Genomic DNA, 25,049 nt, shown 5'->3' with positions numbered 1-25,049 from the left:
ATAATGACTAAAGTGGTATTTATAATTTTGCACTATAAATTATTTAATGAAACAGTAAAATGTGTTAATTCATTACTTAGACTTGAGCAAATTGAGGATTGTCTGATTATCGTTTATGATAATGGTTCCAATAATGATTCTTTTGAAAAGCTGAAAAAACAATATTTACATCATACGAAAATAGACATTTACAAAAGTGATGTAAATTTAGGGTTTTCTGTTGGAAATAATATGGCATATCAAATTGCAAAATCATATCATCCCCAATTTATAATAACTTTGAATAATGATGTCGTTATTAAACAAAAGGATTTTATCATGCATGTATTTAATGCGTATGACAAGTATAATTTTTTTGTTTTGGGGCCAGATATTTATGCGCCTTATTTAAAAGCTCATCAAAATCCTTTATATGCTAAATATCCCTCCATGGAGCAATTAGATACAGAAATGCAGGTATTTCGCAACAATCTATCCAATCCTCGATGCGGAAGAAGATTAGAAAAAATTAAAAGATATAAAAGCGCCATACGGCGGTATATTCCGTTATTTCTTTTGGATATATTTAGATGGTTGAAAGCACAACTAGGATTATCAAAACCTTATGATAAAATTTATAAAAATGTACTTACAGATTCTGTACTGCATGGAGCATGCCTGGTTTTTTCAGAGTTATTTATAAATGAGAATGATAAATTATTCGAACCGGAAACCAAGTTTTATCATGAAGAATTATTATTGACTTTAAAATGTAAAACTTTGGGATATTCTATTATATATACACCTGAATTACAGGTACTTCACTATCATGGCGTATCAACAAAAAAAAGCACAAAAACTATTAACCAATATTTAATTTTTCACTCTCAAAGCATGTTAAGCGCCTTTGAAATATTAAAAGAAGCACAGAAAGAAAACCCATGGCAGAAAAATCATTAAAAAGAAATTCTTTAGTGAATTTAGCAAAAACAGTTTTAGGACTGATTTTCCCCCTAATAACCTTTCCTTACGCATCCAGAATATTAGGGGTAGAGAATATAGGACGTGTCAACTTTGCCAATTCCGTTATGAACTACTTTGTACTTCTTGCTGGTTTGGGCATTGCCAATTATGCGATTCGGGAAGGCGCCAAAATTCGTGACAATCAGGAAGCAATTAATACATTTTGTACGGAAATTTTAATAATCAATATTGGTTCAACGCTTTGCTCTTATCTTGGAGTATTCCTATTGCTTCAGATACCGGTATTTCAATCTTATAAATCACTATTATTGCTATTCAGTACAACGATTCTCTTTAATGTTATCGGTATGAACTGGCTTTTTAACATATATGAGGAGTTTGTTTATATTACAATCCGAACGATCCTGTTTCAGCTTATTTCTTTAGCGCTGCTTTTAGCATTGGTAAAAGAAAAAACAGATTTTATGATATATGCTGGTATTCTGGTACTTTCCAGTGTTGGAGCGAATGTATTTAATATATTTTACTCTCGTAAATTTGTCCGCTTTTTTCCGGGTCAGCCTTATACTATTAGGAAACATTTGAAACCCATATTTATTATATTTGGAATGAGCATTGCGAGTACTATCTATTTGAATCTGGATATGACCATGCTTGGACTGCAGGCAGGTGATTATCAGACTGGATTGTATACTGCGGCTTCTAAGCTGAACAAGGTTGTCTGTAATGTGATTGCCTCTGTGTGTGCTGTGTTTCTTCCTCGCCTGGCTTATTACCTGCATATGAATCGGAAAGAAGATTTTCAGACACTTGTCGATAAGGCATTTTATTATATTCTGGGATTGACAGTTCCAGCAACGGCAGGAATGCTTGTCCTCAGTGAGGAAATTGTACTTGTATTCAGCGGCACTGCTTTTTTGGATGCTGTACCGGCCGCAATGATAAAAGCGCCCAACATTATATTATCTGTAATCAATGGCTTTATTGCGATTCAATTATTTATGCCTTTAAACAAAGAAAAGGAATCCTTGTATGCAACTATAGCAGGCGCTGTTATGAACTGCATCCTAAACTATCTTATGATTCCCAAATGGGGAGCAGCAGGAGCAGCTTTAGCGACCATTTGTGCAGAAGGTTCAGTTTTCCTAATTTGTCTGATTTACCTGAGAAAAATCTACCCATTAGGGAATCTGGCACAGGAAACATGGAAATATCTGATCGGCGGAGCAGGAATCCTTATGACAGGGTTGATGATACAAAAACTTGAGTTGAATTTATGGATACGCATCCTGTTAATAACAGGAACGGGGGTCTTAATCTATTTTGTGATACTCATATGTTTGAAAGCAAAATTAGTAGAAAATATAAATAGGGAGTTTAGGAAAAGGAGAACACGTTTATGAACACTTTTTTTGATTTGAGAGAATTTTTTATTGTCATTTTGAGGAAAGCAAAACTTTGCATTGTCCTGACCTCTTTATGCGTGTTAGGAGGCTGTATGATTCGATTTGTTCCACTAATAATCGAATATGTTACATTTCAGGAGCCGTCTATCGAATCCACTCAGCAGCTGGCGGAAGATTTTCCATATAAGTATCAGGCACGACGAACACTTTTTCTGGATTCTAAATATGAAAACATAGAAGGCTTAGTTGTTGACCAGACCCCTACCATTGCAAATGCATATTTGGCTTGTTATCAAAACAAGGAAGTACTCCAGCCATTAGTGGATAAATACTATACGGATGCTGCTAAGGATTTTATACAATATAATGAGAAGCTGGTTGAGTATAATTATAATACAAAGGCCATTTTAGAAGAAGTCTATACGCCTGCTAAATTTTATGACGTTGTATCAATCAAAGTAGTTGGCAGTACTGAGGAAAAAATCGGAAATTATATTAACATTTATGCTACTACAGGAAGCAGGGATTTATCAGAGGATATAGTGACGGATGCGGAAAAACTCTTAAGCTCTTACGTTCAAAATCTGGTTGGAGAGTATCATTATACGATAACAGAAGGGCAATTAGGGGAAATCATGCCTCAAGCTTCAGCTGGTTTGATCCCCAAATCATTATCAGGCAGTTCTTCCCAGGTGGCGACACGACTGGAATTATCTTATATTTTAAAAAGAAGTATCAAAGGTGCAATCTGGGGACTCGGAGGCGGCATCGGTCTGTCTGTAATCCTCTGCTTTTTCTTCCATTGCTTAAGCTTAAATATTACAACGGAAGAAGATTTGAAAGGATATTCTGTTCCTGTCCTAGCATCGGTAAAGATAAAAGGGAAAAAACATTTTCTGGGATTTGTTGATGACTGGATTGATATTTTAGAGGGGAATAATCAAAATTGTAGTTCCTATGAAGAGGCCGGTAAACTGGTCAGTGCTTATCTGCATGCAATGGAGTCAGTATCAACCGGTCATATTGTGGTGACAGGGGCAGGTAACGTAAGAGAACTTGAAAGGTTTGGAGAGGAGTTACATAAGGCGGAACCAGAGTATTCTATCTCCATGTCGGATTCCATAACGACTTCTTCAGATACCGTTGAAAAAATATCCAATGCATTAGGTGCAATTTTATTCGAAAGTTTAGGATATTCAAATAAGCAGGAAATTCAAAAAGAGATTACCCGTATTGAACAGCTTGGAAAAAAGGTCTATGGAATTGTTCTGGAAAAATAGAAGGGATTGCGGAATATGGTATATATTATAATGCTTCTTATCACGATTCCGCTTGCCTATATCTGGCAGGCTCACTCAGAGGTGACGTATTGCCCACGAGAGTGGCTTATTAAAAATCGCATAGTATTTCATATTACTCCGCGATTTTGGGCTATGTTGGCATTTGTACCATTGTATTGTATTTATGCTTTTCAATATTCTTTACATACAGATTATGACAACTATGAAAAGGCATTTCTGCAGATTAAGGCCGGAACTGGCTCCATCCGAGAAATCGGCGTAAATTACATCAATAAACTGGTTGCTGTCCTGGATTTGGATTTTCAATTTGTCTATTTCATCATATACCTGATAGCGTTTTGTATACTGGCTAAATGTCTGATGGACTATTCAAAAGACTATGCTATGAGTATGTTCTTATTTGTTACAGTCTTTTTTATGCTGGGATTTCTTCAGATACGCCAGTTGGTTGCTGTAATTATATCACTCTATGCTTATCGCTATATTTCTGCGAATAGATTTGGACAGTATATTTTAACGATTGCTGTTGCGTGTTTGTTTCATGTATCGGCAGTTATTATGATACCAGCCTATTTTATATTAAAGTATGATTTTAGATGCAGCTATTATTTTATGGCAGCCGGATTGTTTGGAGTGTTGACACTCTTCCAAACAAAAGTTCTGACTTGGATTGTAAAGACATTTATACCAGGATATTACGGCAGACATGAAATGTTTCGGAATCTTCAAATAAATAAGTGGGATGCTATTATGCTGCTTACTATTCTATTTCTGTGCGCCATTTACTATAGCCGTGTTCGTGAGCAGTATGCGTGCAATCGTATTTTTATAAACGGACTTTTTGTCTATGCAATTATATTCTTTTTAGGAAGATGGATTATCGAGTTTGACCGATTTGGATACTACTTCTATTTTCCAGTAATATGCCTTATTCCCAATATGCTGGATTGCGAGAATAATTTTTCATTTAAATGGCTGCTTAAAATAGGGGTGTGCGGCATGAGTTTATTATTTTGGATAATTCGGTATGGTGGTGGAGAAATGTTTCACTACGTAAGCATTTTGGGCTGATACTAGCATTTTATATTTCTAATAAGAAACATTATAGGAACATTCTAAAAATCACTTCGGAGACAATTACTATGAGCCGAAACAAAAACTCAAATACTATAGTCTATACTGCTATTACATGGATGTTTGAATTTGCCTTTATCAGTATATTTCTTATTTTAATAGTACTATCTAAATATGGATATCCGGGTAAAAAGGAGTTTGTGTCTTCTAATATTTTATTATTATTAGCAGCGATGGCTCTAATGGTATTTGCGATACTGGCATGCGGCTACTTTGTGAGAAGGGTACCTCATTTAACTAGATTTAGATCAGTAAAAATTTCTCATATCACAGTTTTTTTGTTTTTTGCTCAGATATATTGCTGTTATAACTTTTATTTTGAAACGGGTTGGGATGTTCATGTAATTATTAAAAACGCGCAATTGGTCGCTGAGGGAATAACAGAAGATCTGAGTAATAGTTATTTTTCTTCCTACCCCAATAATGTATTTTTAATGTGGCTATTCTCAACTATTTTAAAACTCAATAATGCGGTAGGAATTTTGGACACACAAAATGGATTAATGTTCATTATTACCATTCAATGTTTACTCTCCAGTATAACAGGATATCTCATTTTCAAAATAATTAATGATTTTACGGATTTAGAACGATTAGCTTGGGCCTCGTGGTTTCTATATTTTATATTACTTGGAACATCACCGTGGTTGGCAATCACCTATTCTGACAGCATGATACTCATGGTCCCAGTGCTGATCTTCAGGTTATATCAATTGCTTAGAAATGGCCACTACAGCAATATTAAATGGGTGGCCATTATATTGCTGTCCTACTGGGGGTACCGAATAAAACCTCAGGCAGTGATCATTACCATAGCAATCATAGTTATTGAAACGGCTCATTTACTGAGTAAAAGTAAAAAATGGAAACTAAAAAAAATCATTACACGGGCGGTTATCATTATCAGCTGCATATTATTGTCACAGGCAAGTTTCCATATGGTAATTAATCAAACCGGTCTTTCCTTGGAACCAGAAAAGGCTATCGGAATGTCCCACTTTATGATGATGGGACTTAATAAAGAAACAATTGGCAAATACTCTGAGGACGATGTGAATTTCTCAAAAAGCTTTGATACTCGAAAAGAACGAACATCTGCCAATATTGAAATTATCCAAAAACGGCTAAAAGATGCTGGAAGTATAGGGTTATTAAAGCATATGGTAAAAAAGACACTTGTTAATTTCAACGATGGAACTTTTGCATGGGGAAATGAAGGACACTTTTATAATGAAATTTATGCTCCTAAAAACGATGTGATCTCGCCCCTGATCCGAGACATCTGTTGGAACCAGGGCAGTTATTTTCCTATATTTTCTTCCATAAAGCAAGCCTTTTGGTTGTTAACATTGTGTTTATCTACAGGTGTGTGCTTCGGCAAAAGGAGCAAAGAGCTGTCAGTGCTGCTTCTTTCCCTGATTGGGATTATGATGTTTCAATTACTATTTGAAGCCAGAGCACGGTATTTATATCTGTATGTACCAATATTTATTATTGTCGGAACCTATGGGGGACAGCAATGGACAGCGGTTTTAAAAGAGATAGTTACACGATATAAAACTAAAGAAGTAATTGTTTTCTGGAAAAACAGAGGTAAACTAAAGTGAAACCAATACTGTATATTATAATCCCCTGCTACAATGAGCAGGAAGTCCTGCCAATAACAAGCCGGACATTTGAAAACAAAATAAAGGAATTAATTAGTGCTGAAAAAATAAGCGAAGAAAGCCGTGTCATGTTTGTTAACGATGGCAGTAGGGATAATACCTGGCAGATTATTTGCCAACTGGCAGTTGAAAGCCCTTATTTTATGGGCATCTCTCAAAGCAGAAATCGTGGACACCAAAACGCCGTCCTTGCGGGATTGATGGAGACAAAAGACTGCTGCGATATTACAATATCCATTGATTGTGATGGACAGGATGACATTAACGCCATGAACGATATGGTTGATGCATATCTTGAAGGGTGCGAAATTGTATATGGGGTCCGAAGCAAACGAGACACAGATACCTTCTTTAAACGTTTTTCTGCAGAAGGGTTCTATAAGCTTCTTAACTGGATGGGCGCAGAAGTGGTTTTCAATCATGCTGACTACCGATTGATATCCAGTCGTGTGTTAAAAGAGCTTGCTAATTTTAAAGAAGTAAATATTTTTTTGAGGGGAATGATTCCGCTTGTGGGTTTCAAGAGTACCAGTGTTTATTACGAAAGGCATGAACGACTTGCTGGGGAAAGTCATTACCCACTAAGTAAGATGCTTGCACTGGCATTTGATGGTATCACCAGTTTAAGTATCAAACCCATCCGTATCATAACAGGTATGGGGTTGGCAATTGCCTTTTTGAGTTTTCTTGGCGTTATCTGGTCCGTTGTAACTCATTTTCTAGGTAATGCTGTGAGCGGCTGGGCAAGTATGACAAGCTTAATCTGTTTTATCGGTGGAGTACAGCTAATCTGCCTGGGAATATTAGGCGAATACATAGGTAAAATCTATCTGGAAACAAAATCAAGACCTCGGTATATCATCAGTGAGCGAACTTATAATCGGAAAATAAAAGAAAAAAAATAAAGCTCTCCTACTTGATTGCATATGAGAGCTTTATTTTATGACATGTTTTTTACAATAATTAATATTAGGAACTTATTAAGTTATAAATTTAGCGAAAAAAAGACTTTGTTGCTGCATGCAAGTTTGCATTTATTCATCTGCAACATTATGAATAAACGGGTATACCAAATATACAGGGAACAGCAATGCTAATATATAAACATAACGCAAACTAAATGCAACAGGTGTAGCAATCATAATACACAGCCAGCATAAAAAACCAGGTAAATAAAAAAACAGGCGATAGAAATCGTGTTTCTTAGCACATAAAGTAGCGGATATCAACAAAATCCAAAGAAAAGTCCTTGATCCTATTATTTCCAGAGACACTTCCACTAAATACAATTTTATGTGCTAACGTGCCAAATACATCCAAAACTACAGATGTTAAAAGATATTTTTTTCTGTTATTTAGAGAACTAAACATACCTTGACATCTTTTCAAAAATTTGCGGTTATTTTCTTTTTAAGTTTTCTTTAATTAAAAGTAAATGATATTCAAACTCTTTCCGTCCTTTTTCTGCAATGCTGCTTAGTATCATTCCAGAAAAGAAACTGATAATGGCAGTTAAAGCTATAAAGCCTGATACAATCAACGTCGGAAAATTAGGAACAAGACCGGTTTGAATATATTTAATTAAAATTGGAATAAATAAAACAGCAGAAAAAAGGAGGAGTACACCAGCAATTCCACTGAAAAACCCAAAAGGCCTGTAATTTTTAAACAGGCGGCCTATTGTCTTGAGAACTTTGAGACCATCCGAATATGTGTTTAGTTTGGAAAAGCTGCCATCTGGACGATCACGATACCCAACAATGACGTTTTCTGTAGACATGTTTTTATCTATAGCATGGATTGTCATCTCAGTTTCAATTTCAAATCCCTTTGAAAGCACTGGGAAACTTTTTACAAATTGATAACTAAATGCTCGATAGCCTGTCATGATATCTCTAATATCAGATTTGAAAAGAAAATTAATAGTTCCACGCACTAAACTGTTTCCAAGATTATGAAAAGGTCGTTTATTTTCTTCAAAATATGTAGAGGATAAGCGATCGCCGATTACCATATCGATATTTTTGTCTAGAACAAGTGAAACCATTTCCACGGCATTTTCAACAGGATATGTATCATCACCATCTACCATCAAATAGCATTTTGCATCAATTTCGCGAAACATCCGTCTTATTACATCACCCTTCCCTTGCTGATATTCATGACGAACGAGAGCACCATGTTCTGTTGCAACCTTTACTGTATCATCTGTTGAATTATTATCATATACAAATATTTTTGCATCAGGAAGAGTCCTTTTCCAATCATCTACTACCTTTCCTATGGTTTTTCCTTCATTATAACAAGGAATAAGAACTGCTATTTTTTCCATTTTTTCACCTCTGTATGTTCTGTTAAATTAATAAAGAAACAAGATAGTGCAAATATACTTACGCCTAAACTTCGAAATGTAAAGAAATCATGTATGTAAGAATGATTGCTTAAAACAATATACCAGGCAATCGGCATAAACGCGATTCCACAGAATAGAATACCGTCCGTAAAATAAGGAGTGCGATGTTCCTTAATGATTTTTATGAAACTATAAGTAGGCGTTATTAAAAATAGCAAATAAAACGAAAAATGTTTAAAGTGTGCTATATTTTTAAAAAGAACTTGCAGTTTGGTCCAAGTTTCACCATCGTAAGAGCTTGAGGTTCGGAACGCAGCAGTTTGCATAGCTTGCCCTATCACATTTTGTTTTAATACAAGAGAACTTATAATCCATTTAAACGCCCACATCCCAAAATATCCGAATGACCACATTAAAGCTGTACTAATACATATTTTTAACTTCTCTCCTGATGTGCTGTCATCTAACAACATTAATATTGTTAACGGAATACCCAGTGTCAGAATGGGATATGTTAAAAAATCAAGCCAACTGGTGACAATTCCAATTAACATAAAGAAAACGCCATAACCTGGCGTCGTACGGATTTTTTCAAAGTTGTATAGCAGTAGAATAATAGCAATTGAAAAAACGTAATATATCGAAGAAAATTGCATGGATAACTGTATTGCTGATGGATTTAATGAAATCCATAAAATTGTATATGGTAGTACAAAAAGTGCCTTGTTTCGTTTTATTAACAATGTCAAAATAACTGCGAAAACTAATATTTGTAAAATAGCATTTATCTGACGGATCCCTTGGTAAGTCGTAAAGAATAATGCAAGTTTTACAAATGGTATGTAACCGTGCCAATATCTACTGTATGGAGCAACGGATATTGGTTCATCATGCTTGGAGTAGGCCGTCAAAAGCCAGGATATGGAACTTTCCTGACTTGTTTTATACCGATAATTAGACGACAGCTTTGTTAGTAATGATTCGCCACCATCATATGCTGCTATATTAATCATTAAAGCATCTGTGAAATTATCCAACTGGGAATTATAAAGGCTTAATACTTTCGGATAGGTCCCCTCACCGTCCAGAATATATGCAGATTTTGCTACATGCTGTTTAAATATAGTATTTGTAGGTAATGCATAACCAATAACACTAAGCAGGATACATATAAAAACAGTTGTGAGTACATATTTTATTTTAGATAGAAGAACCATGGTGAGACTCCTTTGTATTTATATATTTTTCAGGGTGGGGCACAGTACTACTAAATATTGTACTGGGTTCCTATAATGTTTCTTATCAGTAGCATTCATTAAACTTACTATTTTGATTTAGCAACATAAAAAGTTTCTACTTTTTCAATCAAGCAATTAATCAATTGATTGTATCTGGTCGTTTTTTCATCCATTCGATTAGAATTGATAATAAAATATAAATCCCCAGCAATATACTATTAAGAAAAAGAAAACTAAATTTCATGTGAATTTCAAAATTGTTCAACAGGCACAACCAAATAGATGCGATACACTAAATACATTAAAATCATATCTATAAAATATCTTAAAATCCTTTTAGAGTTATTAAACAACCAATTTTCTTCTGCAGCCAACGTCCCAATACATAATATGTAAAGATATGTGTGAGGAAATCCAAACATTTAAATTTCCTCACACATATTTTGAAGGACCATGATACCTTCACAATATAGGGTTGTAAGAAAGGATAAAATGAAATATCATAGCTCTCAAAACGATTAACACCGCCAAAACAGTAATGAAACATCATCAAAAGAATCGCAATACCCTTAATTTTTAACAAATCGCTTTTACTAAAACCATTTATGCTACGAGTATTTTCTTTTATCACTGTTTCCATTTGTAGCCTCCAAATGTCTTGCGTACTTATTTATTCCAAGACAATACAACCAACAATCTCTTTGCCCAAAGTTTGTGCTAAAATTATCTCTTCCTCAATAATAGATAAGGTCGAAAATTTTGTTTGTTCCACCAGAATAATACCTTCGCACTGTGGCAACATTTTTAAAGTTTCTGAGAAGTGCAGCATATCATAACCGCATAAAATTTTCTTATCCGGTAATCGTTCAGATAAATTTTCTTGTATTATTTGGAGCTGTTCTTCTGACACCATACTCACTATTAGTAATGTGTCTATATTACTTGCATAGTTTACAAGATTAGCACTTATCAAATCATATTGTTGCTCCGAATTGCCAATTGGTTTAATCCCCTCCATTCGATTTAGCCAAGCATCAATTCCTTTAACTGTTTTTTTGTTCAGCAGTGACACCATTCCCAATATTTTTATATTAAAACATTTCCTTAGTTCCTGTCCAGAATACAATTTATCGCTTAACAAAAATATAATACAAGCAAGAAATACGGCAATACAGCTTCCCAATACACCACCTAAAATGCCATATTTAACTCCCTGTTTTATTGCTGTCTTTATGGGAGAAGTAACCCCTGTCGGCTTTACTAAATCTTTAACATATTTTTCCTTTTCATTTAATAAAGTCTGTAAATCAGTTAAGCGTTTGCTGGCGTCTTTCTGGACATTAGCTAAATCTAAATCTATAACAGTTCCATAGCTTTTATCTACAATATGCAATTCATGTTGGCCAATACTGTTTGTGATCGAAGATTGTAAAGCTTCTGTTTCTGAAAGGATATATTGTAAAATATTTTTTGCCTCAGCTTCGTTGTAATGATGAACTTGTATAGTTAAAAGATTAGTTAACTTTGTTACATCTGCGCCATCTATCGTTGTTCCTATGCGTTCAATAGATACTAACTCCTGGAGATATCGCTCCTCTATTCCGGATTTATCGGCAATTTTTTTCCAAAATGCAGCATTTGAAATAATTGACTGATAGGCTTGTATTACAGTATCGGTATAATCCACATTTTGATATAACATACCAGGCATAATTTCAAAGTCAGTTTTGATAAAAATATTTGCTGTAGCTTCTTTTATGTCGTAGGGGCTCATATTCATTAAAATTGAGTTTTCCATATATTTTTGCTGCATTTCAATATCTTTTTTTAAATTTTCAATTTCTTGTTCGGTAATTGTTCTGTTATTTTCATATAGTTTAAGATTTGTATCATATTGGATTTGAGCTTGTTCGATAAATTCTGTATTACTCTGGGTTTTATAGTTTGAAATAAATTTTAAGCCTCCCAATATAACAGCAAAGCAAACTCCTATTATCAAAATTAATCGCCATTTGTGTAAAATAGAGAAAATTAAATCTCTTAAATCAATTTCTTGCTTTTTTGTACTGTTTGTATTCATTTTTAATACCCCTTTGCCTTTTAAATTTGTATTCATAATGTGTCGTAACTTTAAAAATCAACCAGTCAAATAACATCAAACACTTATAGATATTTTTCTTAAAAAAATCCCATCGCATAATTATTATTTCATCATAAATATCCATATTGTCTTTTAAACAAACTTTCAGTTTGATTTTTTTATAACCAGGAAGCAGATATATTGAATTTTTATGAATTTTGATGCTATTTGGCGGAGATTCTTTTACAATTACATTGTCGTCTTCGATAGATAGGGTATGAGGTTCTAAACCATCATAGTAGTAAACTTGCAAATCAATCATAGATTGTTTGGAATTCACGATAAAATTATAAACAAAATTATTATTTTCCATAAGTTTTATAAAAGCCATTTGATTTCTAATAATTTTGTCGTATATTTCTATTTCGGCAATACCAGCTAAATTACCAGTGAATTTTGTAATCCACAAATCTATGTGAGATATTAAATCAGTTGATTCAATAACGATTCGGGATTCATTACCGTTATTTAATATATCATTATAAATAATCTCCTGACCGTTGCTCAATTTAATTTTACATTCTTCAATATGATGAAGTTGGTTTGGATTTTCATATATGCTAATATGATGGATTTGTTTGGGTTCATTTAAAATTAAACGAATGTGCTTATCTTTATCGTCAAACGCCGGTATCCACAAGGAAGCTTCTGCATTTGTTCTTTTGGGTAACACAGTCCATGAATCCATCAGTTTAAAATCGGTTATCTTTTCAATGTTTCCTGAAGAAGCCGATACTTCACATTGATAGGAAAGGCTATTTGTATTTCTTCCCCAAAAAATCTGATCTCCGTTAATTATACTTAAAGCTTTACGCTGAGCTGTTTGACTTTTGTGTTTTTTTAATGCGTAGTAAATCGGGTTATTTCTTATTGTGTAAGATAAAACATCTGGCGGTATTGGAAATCGTATTCGTTTTTCCCAGTTAAAAAAAGGGTTATCCATTGCGCTTTCGCAATATTCCTCATGTTCATTTTGCGGTTGAACAGTAGAAAGAATATTTAGCGCATAAAAATCAGGTTTAGAAAACCATGCTGTGCTATAAGCAAAACCTTTGTATATAATAGGGAAATAACTGTTTCCTGTCTCTTTTAGTAAAATACATAAAGCTTCTTCAAAAAAAAGGCTAAGCGCTCGATGGTCAGCATGGAAATCAAAATCTATACAAAAAATAATATCTGGTTTATAGTCTTTTAGTAGGTGACATATGTTTTCTACAATAGCCTTACGGGAATAAGGAGCTGCTATACCATTGCATTGCGTTGAGTAGTCAGGATGGTTTTTTAGACCATAAGTGTAGTTTACTTCGGCTGAAGAATTTAAAATATCGTCACTGGGGCAATTGTATATATGAAAATTTTTATTTGTCATATTATCCCCAAATCCGAAAAAAATAACATCTTCTTCTTTTACCCCTAAAATCTGTAAAGCGTTTAAAGCTTCTTTTAAACGAGTCTCTCCATTAAATCCGAAATCTCCGTTTGTAAGGTATGCACACTTAATCTGACATTTTTGCTTTGAAAGTCCAACCAGTGTTGCACCAATTAGATTAATTTCATCGTCCTCGTGCGGTACTAGTATTAATATTTTCTGATTTATAAATGACGAATACTTATAAAAGCTATTATTACCTTGATACTTATAAAAATTCCACATTAATTTTTACCTTTTCCGGTGAAATATTTTACCAAATAATTGTAAAAGAATCTTTCTCTCTAATAGATTCATAGTCCCTAATACATATATTAAAGTAATAATAAAAGAACATATAAATGCTTTTAATATCCAGTTCCACCATGAAACATTTCCCCAATTTTCCAAAAGCAATACGGATATAACAAATGACAAACCATATAAAAACAAATATTGTATAAATTTTTTCCAGTATCTTATCCATGGAACCTCTAAGGCATATTTATATACAATCAATGGTTCAATCCACAAGCAAGTAGAAACAGTGCTAATAAAAGTTCCGACAAAAATACCCAAAATCCCCCAGCTTTTTGAAAGCCATATTGACACAACCAGATTAATTATGCATTCGAAAAGGGGTTTATACCTATCATACCAAAATAAGCCAAATGATTCCCAAAATGTTTGAAGGGGTTGCCGAATCCCATAAATGTATAAATTTAAACATAATACAAAAACAACCCTTTTATCAAATGTTAAGTCTTTTCCCAACCATAAATTAATGAAAGGATTAATCAAATTAAAAATGCAAATTGAGCATAAACCATATAGCCAGTTTGCCAATAACAGAGTAACATTAAATATTAATTCTTTTTTCTCACTCGACTCTGTCACTCCAAGATTGCCAACACTAGCAGATATAGATAAGAAAAATTGCTTAAGAACATTTTTGACAGCGTTAAGTATTAGTTGATAATTGGAATATATGCCAACCGGTACAATTCCTATTAGCATAGATAGTAAAATATTATCTGTTGATATTACTACAATTCCTCCTAATTTGTGAAAAATCATAGCAAATGTATTTTTAAATATGTGATTTTTTGTTTCATTATCAAGGCTAAAAGTGGATATACTTTTTAAAAAAGGATAACTTTTGTTTGCCTTAATTGAAATAATAATATTTTCGCTTATAGTGAAAATAATTTGCCACAAAAGATATAGTTTATAATTTCCAAATACAATCAAACAGAAAATCTGAATCAGATTAAAAACTATATATAAACTGTAATGGACAAGATTATATATATATCTTTTTTGATCAGCTAAAATTAGCGACTTTTTATATGCAAAAAAATATGAAACAGAAGAATTTGCAACAAAAAGAATAAATATCGTGTTTAACTCTGTAGAATATGTATAATCTTTAATTATGTATGGCAAAAATGGAACAAATAATAATCCTAATAATGCAACAAGAATACCTATGATTGTGTAAATTTTTTTATAGAAACTTAATAATCCACATATCTGAGGTGTGTTTTTTTGTGCCAGCGGTTCATACATGCAAAATATTATAGCTGGTCCTATCCCCAATTCTACTAAGGACAACATCGATAAAATTTCTGTAAAAAGTCCATTTATTCCTAAATAGTTTTCCCCCAAAGTATGAAGAAAATAATACCTAGATATAAACCCTATCAATAATGATAATACTTGACCCATTAAGGCAGTAAATAAGTTACGAATTGAATTCTGAGTACGTGTCATCTGCATTTATATTATTACCTTTATAGTTAAAATTGATAAAAAATAGAAAAAACCCAAAATAAATAAAAAAAATAGCATTCATATGGTTTGTCGTGTAAAGTATATTGGCTTCAACCATATTGTTTATTACTAACATAAACAATATGGCCGTTACAGAAATCAAATATTTAGTATATTGGCAATGCCGATTTTTTTTAATATACGTAATTCCGTGAAAACCTAGAATAGCCATAAGAAGCAAAAGCATTATAGCGCCGGGTAATCCATACATTACCATTGTTTGAATGATTATATTATGAAAGCTTCCACTTTGAACACCTCTATCATTTTTTAAATGAGGTGCATAATATATAGCCGCTTCTTTTGGAACGCTTACCCCTACTAATGGGTGATCTTTGACAATGTCTTTAGCAATATGCCATAATTCAACACGTCCTCCTCCACTTTTTTCATTTTCTGTATTGCGTATAAGATTGGTGTAAGCTATTGATTGAATAGTATTTGATTCAGAGCTATTTGCTTGTGAAGTTTGCACTCGTGGCAAATACCCTATCATCTTTCTGGCAGGATTAAATGATGCGAATAATAATAAAGCCAAAATTAAGCTAAGTAGAAATGATAAAATGTAACCACTTTTGTATACTTTTCTTAATTTAAGGCTTTTAAATGAAAAAGTCATGTAAAAGACCAGAAATGCTAAAAGAGAAATCTCAGCTCCTCTTGAATTTGTCATTAAGAAAGCTAAATAATTAATAATAAAGGTAAAAATATAGTATATTTTTTTTGTTGATTTTTTATTCCTATATTCCAATATTCCTACGGCTATACCAATGGTGGATAAAATACCCAAATCATTGGGATTAGATGTTATACCGGTTAAACGCCCATTAAATGCGACACCATAATAATATTTAAACTCGAACTCTGTGTTCTTAAAAATAAGATACTCCCCATTAATATTAAAAAAGTAAACATATAGGCTCAAAAAAGATATAATAGTTATCGTAAAAATAATTATCATATTCAAAATATGTAGCCGGGAAACTGCTTTTGAATAGGAAGTTTGTCTACTAATAAGTGCAATAAAGTAAAATTGAAAAATAGTATATAGAGAAACTTTTAAATTTCTCAAAAAACCATTTTCATATAAATGGGCTAAAGTAATTATAAAGAGTATCGAAACAAATGAAAAAATTAAGACAGAAAAAATATTTACTGTCAAATTCAGTCTCTGCTTGCAAACAATATAATAAAATACACATAAAAGCCCTATAAGTAAACAATATTTATAAAGGAAATTCAAATCTTCTCTTAAAAAAGGCACAATGCATACAATTCCAAGTACAACATAAAACACTTGTAATATAAAAAACACTTGTTCAAAAGATATTTTGTTTCTAATCATTATGTTTTCCCCTGAACTTTAAAAATAGTAAAGTTTTTCGATACCATCTATATAGTGGATAGTAACACCTAATCACATTAATCATTATCCGCTGGTGATATGTCATAAGATGATTTTTTAAAATTGACATTGGGTTTTGAGTTAAAATATTAACAATTTTTTGTTCCGCCGCCGAATAATTGCATGCATCTAAATAAATTTTATCTAACAATTTAAAACAATTATTATATACGCGTTTATCATAATAAGGTTTTAGCTCGGGATACTTTTTTACAACTAGTTCTCTATTCTGAATCCAAACAGTAATATATTCTAAATTACTTTCATTAAATGTCTGATGCATACTACTGCTTTGCCTTTGAACATAAAAATAATAAGATTCGGGAGAAAAAACAACGCGTATGTTTTCTTCTAGTAACATAGGAACTATTATTCGCGCATCTTCATATATATGTCCTTCTTCAAAAGGATATTTTGCTATCAATTCACGTTTAAATAGCTTATTACATGGATATACGCCAAAACCATTGTCTTTGCATACGCCTATCAATGCATCTTTTTGCGATAAAATTTGGGGGAATTCCCCATTAGGGAATTCTGAATAAACAGTCTTATCTGAATATTCCAAAGCAATACCACAAATTGACAAATCGCAATTATACACTGTAATATTGTTATATAAAGTTTCAAACAATAGAGGAGAGATATAATCATCGCTGTCTACATATCCTATATATTTTCCGGTAGAAAACTGAAAACCATAATTTCGAGCAGCAGACTGCCCTTGATTAGTTGTGTGAACACATTTTATTCTAGTATCAAGCTGTTCATAATAGTCACAAATAGCACCGCTACTGTCCGTAGAACCATCATCTACTAAAATTAGTTCAAAATCAGTAAATTTTTGATGTAAAATACTATTAATGCATTTTTCTAAATATTTTTCTGTATTGTATACTGGAATAATAATGCTGATAATAGCCATAATACCTACGCGAATTCCTTTCTATACATAGCCGCTAAAAATATTATGCCAAAAACCTCGCCCCTCATATCTTCTGTTTATGTATATCAGGGTTATATTGTTCGTAAGGCAAGTTTAAATTAAAGTAATGTGCATAATGATGACCTTTTCTTAATTCCTCCGGCGGAGGTGTCATGTAATCTTTTCCATAAAGTGAGTTAAGATAATTAGTTGCATTTTGGGGTCCCCAAAACTTTTGCCCTTCAAATATATATTCTTTTGGAGGGAGAAAATCTGTTTTAGGAATAACTTCTTTAAGACCCCAATGACCTAAAATATTTGACGCATAATTGCTCCCATTATATGGATAGTGAAAAATTATTTTATGTATTTTTTTAATTATAAATCCTACGGAAAATGTATGACGAGCAAACATCATAAATGCCTTTTTGTAAAAAGGACGTTTCTTTGATGCAGGGCTGGCAACCTTAGCAAACAAAATTTTTTTCCATAACAATAAATGAATTTCTTGTAAGCGTCTTTTAAAATACGAATTTGAAGCCCCAACTAAGGGGAATATATCAATATATGCTCCACCAATATAATGCTCATTGTCTCGATCCAATTCAAGATATGTGGTTCTTTTATCCTCTAGTCTTGTAAAAGCATATGGACATGTTTTATCATTTTCATAATTTCGAACAATATACTCATCACCTATCCCATTAATAGTTGAATCTAGAAATTTTTTATAGTCGTCTTGAGGCATTCCGATATCCATATCGTCATCCCAAGGAATAAAACCTTGGTGTCTTATAGCCCCAAGTGCTGTTCCTCCTAACATGAAATATGAGATATTCTTAGTTCGACAAAAATCATCTAATGTTTTCATCATATTTAAGAGCGACGAGTGAAGTTCATCAAGATCATTTCTTGTTAAATCATACATAGTAGTCTCCATAATAATTTATAATTGCTGTTGAAATAATACGCTGCGAATCTGCGTACTGCTTGTCCCTTTTGTATAAGGAAAGTATACAATTTCTACATTCTTATCTTGAAAGTATGCTTCATATCTGTTGAAACGTTCACTTCCTTTATAATCACTTCCGACAAACAATCTGTCATAATGCCACAAAGCCCATGCGTCACTATCTTCCGGGCAGGATGTAACTACCTTATCTACATATTTGCAGGCATTTACAATAGCCATTCTTTCTTCAAATGGAATGAAAGTCTCTTTTCCTTTATGTGCAGCATTAGGGTGCACACCCACAATCAGATAATCGCAATGTACCTTTGCATTTTTTAACAGATTAAGATGTCCAATATGGAATAAGTCAAAAGTACCAGACAAATATCCGACAACAAGTTGTTTCTTGTTACATACTCTTCCAGAATTCTTTTTATACTCATAACTTTCCACTCCAAAAGTATGTGGATCCGTAGAATATCGCTGCAATACATTTTTGTATATTGTTTCGTATTCAGGTATAAAAAGCGTCTCGGAATTAAACAGATGAAAAATAATTTCCTCCGCTAAGGCAACCATAAGTGGTAGATGATTTTCTTCTCCATTAAACCTGGATCCTTTGATAGATCCTGGAGATACATTCAAAATACGATTTTGATATCCAGACTGTTCTAACTCGATATTTATACTTTCTACGAAGCGGCAAATTGCCGCTTTTGAAGCTGCGTAAACAGAAAACATAGGAGAACTAATCCAACCTGCTATGGAACCCATAATACCGCAGTAAAATGGCTTCGAGTCTTTAATTCGTTCATAGAAATATCGTATAATTTTAATATTTGCTGTCGCATTTACTCTCATTATATTATCAATTTCCATTGGTGTGAGCCATTCAAATTCCGCAACTCGACCGAAACCAGCAGTGAGCATTAGTATCTTAATATCTTCACATGAGGCTAATTCTTCTAATATAGATTCATCGATATCAAGCAGATTACAATATTGATATATATAATTATCCGTATTTGAAAAAATAGATTCATCGGGCACGCATCTATCTAAAATAATGATATGATAACCCTTTTCAATTAAAGTTTTAGCAATAGCAGCTCCTATTCCGTTGCTGCCGCCTATTATTAATGCTTTTTTCATAATTATTATATCCTTTTTAGTATAATTTTAACTACATTCCTATTAACTGAAGCAGGCGTTTTGAATTGTCACCATCGTGATATTGATTACATAAATCATTGACCCTCCTTCTTTCAAGATAATATAAATCAATACCTGACAAGATTTGGGTTAAAAATTGGTAAAATTCCGCTATTGTTTTAATATGATTTCCCGGCATTAATTCAAACGGATTATCTACCACAAATCCTCTCGCAGACTGATAAAGTTCTATATCATTGATAATGAAACACATTGGCTTGTTGAGTAGCAGATAGTCAAAATAAATCGAAGAATAATCGGTTATTAGAGCGTCAAAGGCTGCAATGAACTGATATAAAGAAATATTACGTTTTTCTAGATCCTCATCTTTAATCATATGAATATTATGAAAATCCACATTATTTATCTGTGCCAACGTATGTGCTTTAATAATCAGTAAGATATCATTTTTAACACAAAAATCATCTAATGTGTTTAAACTTGAATATGTCTCTAGTAATGGAAGCATGGTTTCAGAATCATATTTATAATTGTCCCCCAAGTCTTTATGTCGTGCATCTTTTGTAACTCTAAATGTAGGCATCCAAATAATGGATTTCTTATGTCTTTTAATCTCGTCTAAATAGTCATTGTGAGTCTCAACGAAAAAATCATCTGTCCTCGGATGTCCACACACTAAAACTTGAGACTCTTTACAGCCAAAAGCTTCTCTCATAATTGGCTTGAAGAACTCAGATGCAGCAAGTAAATAAGTAAAAGAGCACATATCTTCACCAGTATTGAATTTATCTTTTGAAAGATTACCAATGACCTTCAAAGGGGTGCCGTGCCACATATTTACTATCACCTGTTTTGAGGATGGCTTTATCCTTAAAGATGAATAAGAATAAAAACAATATTTTGAAAGCATAAAGTATAAAATTCCTTTTAATTGCCCCACTACTACTGTATGATTTGAAAATAGTTTGCGGTTTTTTTCTTTATTACTTGCGCAGATAAAATATTTATATTCAGGATAATGTTTTTTCATATAGTTATATAATGCGCGAGAATTATCATGTAGTTCACAATCAACACTTTCATAAAAAAACACCCATTTCTTATTTTTAGGTAAAAAACAGTTTATTGCTGTAAGCATTTTGCAAAAGAACAATATAATTTTCCGAAGAAATTTGTTTGTGACCAACTTATTAATCATAAATCACCTCTTTATTTGAAAAGATATTTTTTTAATCGATTAAATGCCTTTAATGACCGCTTCAAATCATCCGGGTCTTTCAATCCCACCCACAGTCGATGCATGATATACCGTGGCCGCATATAATATCTACGCCTTGCATTATCACAAAAGCCAACCATTTCTTCTGAGGTCAGTTCAGGAAGTTCCAACACACAGTTATGAGTGCCGTCCTCCTTACAGTAATGGTCATAACCTTCCTTAATGTAATGGTTTTCCAACGCCCATTCATAAGCTTCTGTACCCGGATAGGGAATTAAAGGAAAGAACTGAGCGGTATCTGTGTTCAAATGCAGGGCCAACTTCAACGTATTTTCCATGGTTTCTTTGGTCTCGCCTTGATTTCCGACCATGTAACATGCATGAATCAGAAGTCCTGCTTTTTTCGCATTTTTCACGTAAGCTTCTATCTGCGCTAACGTTGTGCCTTTTTTAATATTATTCAAGATTTGCTGGTTTCCGCTTTCAATGCCTGGTATGATAAGCCGGCAGCCAGCTTTTTTCATGATACGCATAGTCTCCAAATCCAGATTTACCCTGGCATTGCAAAGCCATTTTAAGCGCTTATTTAATCCTTTTTCAATAAGCAGGCTGCAAATGTCCATAACACGCTTTTTGTTTGCAGTAAATGTATCATCTTCTATGACCACTTCTTTTACATCTGGAAAATGATTAGCAATATACTCAAACTCGCCAACCACATTTTCCGGTGTCCTTAACCGGTACTGATGCCCATGCATGGTCTGAGGATATACACAGAAGTTACACCTGCTGGGGCATCCGCGGCCTGTAAATATCTGAATTGACGGGTAATGGGCTGCTGCAAAAAAATAGTCTCTGGGATCAAGATAATGCTGAATAAACTCTGACGCATAGGGTATCGTATCTAAATCTTGAATGTACTCTGCATCCGGATTATGCTGGATTTCATCATTTCTGCGATAGGAGATTCCGTACACTGTATTTAAATCTTCGTTTTCCTGTAAGGCTTTTGCCAGATTAAAGACAGTGTAATCGTATTCTTTCCGGGCAACGCCGTCTATTAAATGATTGCTATTAAGTGTTTCTGTAACCGTTGAAGATGGGTGCGTACCTACCAAAAGGATAAACGCATCTGGATACAGTTCTTTCAATCTGGCACCAAAGGAAATATCGCTGTTGATGGAGGGAGTACTGGTGTCTAATACAAATAAACCTGTATCTGATGCATGTTCTTTTATATAGGCAATGCTTTCTTTTTCACTCCATTGTTTTGCAGGTGCATCAAGGAATTCAATATTAAAACCTTTTTTTTCTGTGTAAGCGGCTGCATAAATAAGCCATAGCGGGTAATATAAAGCTCCGCTTTTTGTTACTGCGGGACTGCGGGATTCTCTTGAAAATTTGCCATATTCAGATTTAAAAGGGGGATTTATAAAAAATACTTTCATGTTCTTTCTCCATTAAACTAATTACTTTTTTTGTATTGCGTGATATTTTTTTAGATTTTTACAGCCATACCAAACAAAATAATACATTGCCTGTATATGGTTCAGACCAAGGTAGCGATATACTTTATATGTCATCAATGCAGCTTTTTTCTTATTGCTTGATTTTGAATTTGTTGACAGGCGATATACTAGCAATGGCTCATTGATTCCATAAGCCTGATACCCCTGTTTTAAGATTTGCAGCCATACTGCATAATCTTCATGCATGTCATCATATTTCATCGGAAAATGACAGATTATATCTCTTTTAACCATTACTGATGAACAGGAAATTACATTTTGTTTTAATAACTGATGATATGTGATTGTCTCAGGTACAGAAAGCTTGTATTCTGACATTTCTCCAATTGCATTCACAAAAGCGCTTCCTGTAAATATCAGAGCAGCTTCATTATTTCGCGCTAATAATTTTACTTGTTTTTCCAGTTTGTTGGGAGCCCACATATCATCACTGTCCAAAAAGGCAATCCATGACCCCAACGCAGCTTGCACACCTTTATTCCGTGACTCAGATACACCTGCATTTTGATGGTTTTTCAAAATTTTGATTTTTGTATTGCTGAGTTGAAGTTTTTGCATCAATGCATATGTGTTATCTATAGAGCAGTCATCTATAATTAATAACTCCCAATTACAGTAAGTCTGGTTGATGACAGACTGAACTGCCTGAATCAACGTTTTTTCTGCATTGTAAGCAGGCATTATAACGGAAATCAATGGGCTATTGTCCATGCTCTTTATCCTTTACTATTGTGGAAGGTTCCATCGCTGCCGTCGTCTGCCCAGCCGCGACCCCTTCCGTACTCTCTTTCATAAACAAGATCTTCACCGTCTGGATCATCAGCTTCACGTCCAGCATCACCGAATAATTCTGTATGTAATGCAGATCCAGCTTCAGTTTGTCATAGGGCGTCGTGTTGTATTTCCCAAAGATCTGCGCATACCCGGTAAGCCCTGCCTTCACCCGCAGCCGGTACTGGAACTCCGGCATCTCTGCCTCGTACTGCGCTGCGATCTCCGGCCGCTCCGGCCTCGGCCCCACGATGCTCATATCGCCTTTTAAGATGTTAAAAAGCTGCGGCAGCTCATCCAGCCGTACCTTCCGGATAAATGCCCCCACCGGGGTGATCCGGCTGTCCCCAGCGCTGGCTAACCGCGCCACGCCGTCCTTCTCCGCATCCATCCGCATGCTCCGGAACTTATATACATAAAATTCCTCCCCGTCGATAGTCAGGCGTTTCTGCTTGTACAGCGCCGGGCCGCCGTCCTGAAGCTTTACGGCCAGGGCTGTCACCAGCATGAACGGGGAGGCGATCACACAGGCGATCCCTGCGATCACGATGTCCATCGTCCGCTTTGCAAATGCCTGTTCGATGGACATCCTCCCGTTCCTCGCCATGATCAGCGGCGTGTCAAACAGGTTCACATCCTCCGCGCTGCGGATCAGGATATCGGAGATCTTCGGGGTCACATATACCCGGATCCCCTTGCCATAGCAATACTTTAAGACCTGGTTCCGGATCTGGGACGGCACGTCGCAGATGACCACTGCGTCATAGTCCGCGATCAGCTCCAGGATCCGCTCTAATCCCACCTCGATATGTACCACCTGCCGGATCTGATACCGGTCCTTGCGGCAGTTCATCTTGTGCATCAGGGTTAGGGACGGCCGGTTGCCGTAGATCAGGAGCATCTGGCGCGGCGGGAACAGCTTTTGGAACAGCTTGTTTGCCAACAGCGTCCAGATGCAGATCGCAATGACCTGGCAGGCGAACATCACCAGGAAAGGCGCCGGCCCTAAAAACCGTTTCGCCAGGAGCGCCACCTGAAGATACGTGATCACATTGACGAGGATCACGGAGAGTACCTGGGAGTAGAGCACATTGCCCTTCTCTAAATATCCGATCTTCAGTCCGCCGTACATCCGGGAAAAGAATAACAGCAGGATGGCATAGACGGCAGCCATCAGCCAGTCCCCTTTTCGGAAGAAGGGCGTGCCTGCAGCCTGGGAAAAGTACTGGTCCCAGGCGATCCAGTAGATGCCCACCTCGATGGCCAGGATGGCGACCGAGGTGAAGAAACGGATCAGACGTTTATATTGTTCATAGCTTTTCATACGTGGGAACTCCTAACATTTCACTTCGCATAATCATCCTTATAAGAACAAGAATTAGTAACTTAAAAAATGAAAGTGTCAGATAGTTCTTTTCGCGTTTTTATTTAGGTGGATTTTGATGAGTAGGACAACAATATAATTAGCAAGTCTGATTGCGTTTGATTGAGACGGTAACGGTTGCTCATAGATCAATGGTTTAGATTCAACTGGAAAAAGTATAAGTATATGATACAATACCAAGATTGCATATCTTGGAAATTAGTTGCAAAGGATTTTAGAAAAAGGATACATACATATGAGAAAAACTT

At 34.5% G+C, this 25,049-nt stretch carries 20 protein-coding genes; 6 read left to right on the top strand and 14 right to left on the bottom strand.

Translation table 11 applies throughout. From position 1 onward, the window contains the following. The first annotated feature begins 3 nt into the window (after positions 1-3). The 6 genes from AB1I67_RS01330 to AB1I67_RS01305 all read left to right on the top strand — a co-directional run bounded on the left by AB1I67_RS01330 (position 4) and on the right by AB1I67_RS01305 (position 7,376). Positions 4-939 carry a glycosyltransferase gene (locus tag AB1I67_RS01330; protein ID WP_367028022.1) on the top strand — a complete coding sequence of 312 codons (936 nt, stop codon included), beginning with the start codon at positions 4-6 and terminating at the stop codon, positions 937-939. Further along, positions 921-2,366: a flippase gene (locus AB1I67_RS01325; RefSeq protein ID WP_367028021.1), complete on the top strand. Its 1,446-nt coding sequence runs from the start codon at positions 921-923 to the stop codon at positions 2,364-2,366. Before AB1I67_RS01330 ends, AB1I67_RS01325 begins: the two co-directional genes overlap by 19 nt. After that, a complete protein-coding gene (locus AB1I67_RS01320; protein WP_367028020.1) occupies positions 2,363-3,649 on the top strand; it encodes a hypothetical protein in 1,287 nt (428 codons plus the stop codon). The genes AB1I67_RS01325 and AB1I67_RS01320 overlap by 4 nt, the downstream gene beginning before the upstream one ends. 15 nt (positions 3,650-3,664) lie before the next feature. Continuing rightward, positions 3,665-4,741 (top strand): EpsG family protein, encoded by a 1,077-nt coding sequence (locus AB1I67_RS01315; RefSeq protein WP_367028019.1) that lies wholly within the window; start codon positions 3,665-3,667, stop codon positions 4,739-4,741. A gap of 71 nt (positions 4,742-4,812) precedes the next feature. After that, positions 4,813-6,411, top strand: a complete 1,599-nt coding sequence (locus AB1I67_RS01310) for a hypothetical protein (RefSeq protein ID WP_367028018.1) — start codon at positions 4,813-4,815, stop codon at positions 6,409-6,411. Then, a complete protein-coding gene (locus AB1I67_RS01305) occupies positions 6,408-7,376 on the top strand; it encodes a glycosyltransferase family 2 protein (protein ID WP_367028017.1) in 969 nt (322 codons plus the stop codon). The genes AB1I67_RS01310 and AB1I67_RS01305 overlap by 4 nt, the downstream gene beginning before the upstream one ends. A 494-nt stretch (positions 7,377-7,870) precedes the next feature. Here the strand turns inward: AB1I67_RS01305 and AB1I67_RS01300 are convergent, their stop codons facing one another. The 14 genes from AB1I67_RS01300 to AB1I67_RS01235 all read right to left on the bottom strand — a co-directional run bounded on the left by AB1I67_RS01300 (position 7,871) and on the right by AB1I67_RS01235 (position 24,741). Beyond that, on the bottom strand, positions 7,871-8,803 hold the full coding sequence (locus AB1I67_RS01300; protein WP_367028016.1) for a glycosyltransferase family 2 protein: 933 nt from the start codon (positions 8,801-8,803) through the stop codon (positions 7,871-7,873). Next, positions 8,791-10,041: a hypothetical protein gene (locus AB1I67_RS01295; RefSeq protein ID WP_367028015.1), complete on the bottom strand. Its 1,251-nt coding sequence runs from the start codon at positions 10,039-10,041 to the stop codon at positions 8,791-8,793. The genes AB1I67_RS01300 and AB1I67_RS01295 overlap by 13 nt, the downstream gene beginning before the upstream one ends. 346 nt (positions 10,042-10,387) lie before the next feature. Beyond that, positions 10,388-10,702 carry a hypothetical protein gene (locus tag AB1I67_RS01290; RefSeq protein ID WP_367028014.1) on the bottom strand — a complete coding sequence of 105 codons (315 nt, stop codon included), beginning with the start codon at positions 10,700-10,702 and terminating at the stop codon, positions 10,388-10,390. Between the two features lie 30 nt (positions 10,703-10,732). After that, positions 10,733-12,142 carry a hypothetical protein gene (locus AB1I67_RS01285; RefSeq protein ID WP_367028013.1) on the bottom strand — a complete coding sequence of 470 codons (1,410 nt, stop codon included), beginning with the start codon at positions 12,140-12,142 and terminating at the stop codon, positions 10,733-10,735. Then, positions 12,108-13,856, bottom strand: coding sequence for a PIG-L family deacetylase (locus tag AB1I67_RS01280; RefSeq protein WP_367028012.1), 1,749 nt, complete (start codon positions 13,854-13,856; stop codon positions 12,108-12,110). Before AB1I67_RS01280 ends, AB1I67_RS01285 begins: the two co-directional genes overlap by 35 nt. A gap of 6 nt (positions 13,857-13,862) precedes the next feature. Then, positions 13,863-15,389: a hypothetical protein gene (locus AB1I67_RS01275; protein ID WP_367028011.1), complete on the bottom strand. Its 1,527-nt coding sequence runs from the start codon at positions 15,387-15,389 to the stop codon at positions 13,863-13,865. Then, complete coding sequence (locus AB1I67_RS01270) at positions 15,355-16,788, bottom strand: O-antigen ligase family protein (RefSeq protein ID WP_367028010.1); 1,434 nt, start codon at positions 16,786-16,788, stop codon at positions 15,355-15,357. Before AB1I67_RS01270 ends, AB1I67_RS01275 begins: the two co-directional genes overlap by 35 nt. Then, positions 16,781-17,773 carry a glycosyltransferase family 2 protein gene (locus AB1I67_RS01265; RefSeq protein ID WP_367028009.1) on the bottom strand — a complete coding sequence of 331 codons (993 nt, stop codon included), beginning with the start codon at positions 17,771-17,773 and terminating at the stop codon, positions 16,781-16,783. Before AB1I67_RS01265 ends, AB1I67_RS01270 begins: the two co-directional genes overlap by 8 nt. 64 nt (positions 17,774-17,837) lie before the next feature. After that, positions 17,838-18,701 (bottom strand): LicD family protein, encoded by an 864-nt coding sequence (locus tag AB1I67_RS01260; protein ID WP_367028008.1) that lies wholly within the window; start codon positions 18,699-18,701, stop codon positions 17,838-17,840. Positions 18,702-18,719: 18 nt separating this feature from the next. Further along, a complete protein-coding gene (locus tag AB1I67_RS01255) occupies positions 18,720-19,877 on the bottom strand; it encodes an SDR family NAD(P)-dependent oxidoreductase (RefSeq protein WP_367028007.1) in 1,158 nt (385 codons plus the stop codon). 31 nt (positions 19,878-19,908) lie between these two features. Next, positions 19,909-21,096, bottom strand: coding sequence for a CDP-glycerol glycerophosphotransferase family protein (locus AB1I67_RS01250; RefSeq protein ID WP_367028006.1), 1,188 nt, complete (start codon positions 21,094-21,096; stop codon positions 19,909-19,911). Positions 21,097-21,107: 11 nt separating this feature from the next. After that, on the bottom strand, positions 21,108-22,565 hold the full coding sequence (locus AB1I67_RS01245; RefSeq protein WP_367028005.1) for a radical SAM protein: 1,458 nt from the start codon (positions 22,563-22,565) through the stop codon (positions 21,108-21,110). A gap of 21 nt (positions 22,566-22,586) precedes the next feature. After that, positions 22,587-23,357, bottom strand: a complete 771-nt coding sequence (locus AB1I67_RS01240; RefSeq protein WP_367028004.1) for a glycosyltransferase family A protein — start codon at positions 23,355-23,357, stop codon at positions 22,587-22,589. Beyond that, positions 23,347-24,741, bottom strand: coding sequence for a sugar transferase (locus tag AB1I67_RS01235; protein WP_367028003.1), 1,395 nt, complete (start codon positions 24,739-24,741; stop codon positions 23,347-23,349). The genes AB1I67_RS01240 and AB1I67_RS01235 overlap by 11 nt, the downstream gene beginning before the upstream one ends. Between the last annotated feature and the right edge of the window lie 308 nt (positions 24,742-25,049).

The sequence above is a fragment of the Clostridium sp. AN503 genome (assembly GCF_040719375.1).
Taxonomy (GTDB): Bacteria; Bacillota; Clostridia; order Lachnospirales; family Lachnospiraceae; genus Brotaphodocola.
This window is presented reverse-complemented; position numbering and strand designations above follow the sequence as displayed.

Excerpts from the sequence above, each read along its gene's own strand:
- AB1I67_RS01330 (WP_367028022.1), top strand. The coding sequence starts at position 4 with ATGACTAAAGTGGTATTTATAATTTTGCACTATAAATTATTTAATGAA.
- AB1I67_RS01325 (WP_367028021.1), top strand. The coding sequence starts at position 921 with ATGGCAGAAAAATCATTAAAAAGAAATTCTTTAGTGAATTTAGCAAAA.
- AB1I67_RS01320 (WP_367028020.1), top strand. The coding sequence starts at position 2,363 with ATGAACACTTTTTTTGATTTGAGAGAATTTTTTATTGTCATTTTGAGG.
- AB1I67_RS01315 (WP_367028019.1), top strand. The coding sequence starts at position 3,665 with ATGGTATATATTATAATGCTTCTTATCACGATTCCGCTTGCCTATATC.
- AB1I67_RS01310 (WP_367028018.1), top strand. The coding sequence starts at position 4,813 with ATGAGCCGAAACAAAAACTCAAATACTATAGTCTATACTGCTATTACA.
- AB1I67_RS01300 (WP_367028016.1), bottom strand. The coding sequence starts at position 8,803 with ATGGAAAAAATAGCAGTTCTTATTCCTTGTTATAATGAAGGAAAAACC.
- AB1I67_RS01295 (WP_367028015.1), bottom strand. The coding sequence starts at position 10,041 with ATGGTTCTTCTATCTAAAATAAAATATGTACTCACAACTGTTTTTATA.
- AB1I67_RS01290 (WP_367028014.1), bottom strand. The coding sequence starts at position 10,702 with ATGGAAACAGTGATAAAAGAAAATACTCGTAGCATAAATGGTTTTAGT.
- AB1I67_RS01285 (WP_367028013.1), bottom strand. The coding sequence starts at position 12,142 with ATGAATACAAACAGTACAAAAAAGCAAGAAATTGATTTAAGAGATTTA.
- AB1I67_RS01280 (WP_367028012.1), bottom strand. The coding sequence starts at position 13,856 with ATGTGGAATTTTTATAAGTATCAAGGTAATAATAGCTTTTATAAGTAT.
- AB1I67_RS01275 (WP_367028011.1), bottom strand. The coding sequence starts at position 15,389 with ATGCAGATGACACGTACTCAGAATTCAATTCGTAACTTATTTACTGCC.
- AB1I67_RS01270 (WP_367028010.1), bottom strand. The coding sequence starts at position 16,788 with ATGATTAGAAACAAAATATCTTTTGAACAAGTGTTTTTTATATTACAA.
- AB1I67_RS01265 (WP_367028009.1), bottom strand. The coding sequence starts at position 17,773 with ATGGCTATTATCAGCATTATTATTCCAGTATACAATACAGAAAAATAT.
- AB1I67_RS01260 (WP_367028008.1), bottom strand. The coding sequence starts at position 18,701 with ATGTATGATTTAACAAGAAATGATCTTGATGAACTTCACTCGTCGCTC.
- AB1I67_RS01255 (WP_367028007.1), bottom strand. The coding sequence starts at position 19,877 with ATGAAAAAAGCATTAATAATAGGCGGCAGCAACGGAATAGGAGCTGCT.
- AB1I67_RS01250 (WP_367028006.1), bottom strand. The coding sequence starts at position 21,096 with ATGATTAATAAGTTGGTCACAAACAAATTTCTTCGGAAAATTATATTG.
- AB1I67_RS01245 (WP_367028005.1), bottom strand. The coding sequence starts at position 22,565 with ATGAAAGTATTTTTTATAAATCCCCCTTTTAAATCTGAATATGGCAAA.
- AB1I67_RS01240 (WP_367028004.1), bottom strand. The coding sequence starts at position 23,357 with ATGGACAATAGCCCATTGATTTCCGTTATAATGCCTGCTTACAATGCA.
- AB1I67_RS01235 (WP_367028003.1), bottom strand. The coding sequence starts at position 24,741 with ATGAAAAGCTATGAACAATATAAACGTCTGATCCGTTTCTTCACCTCG.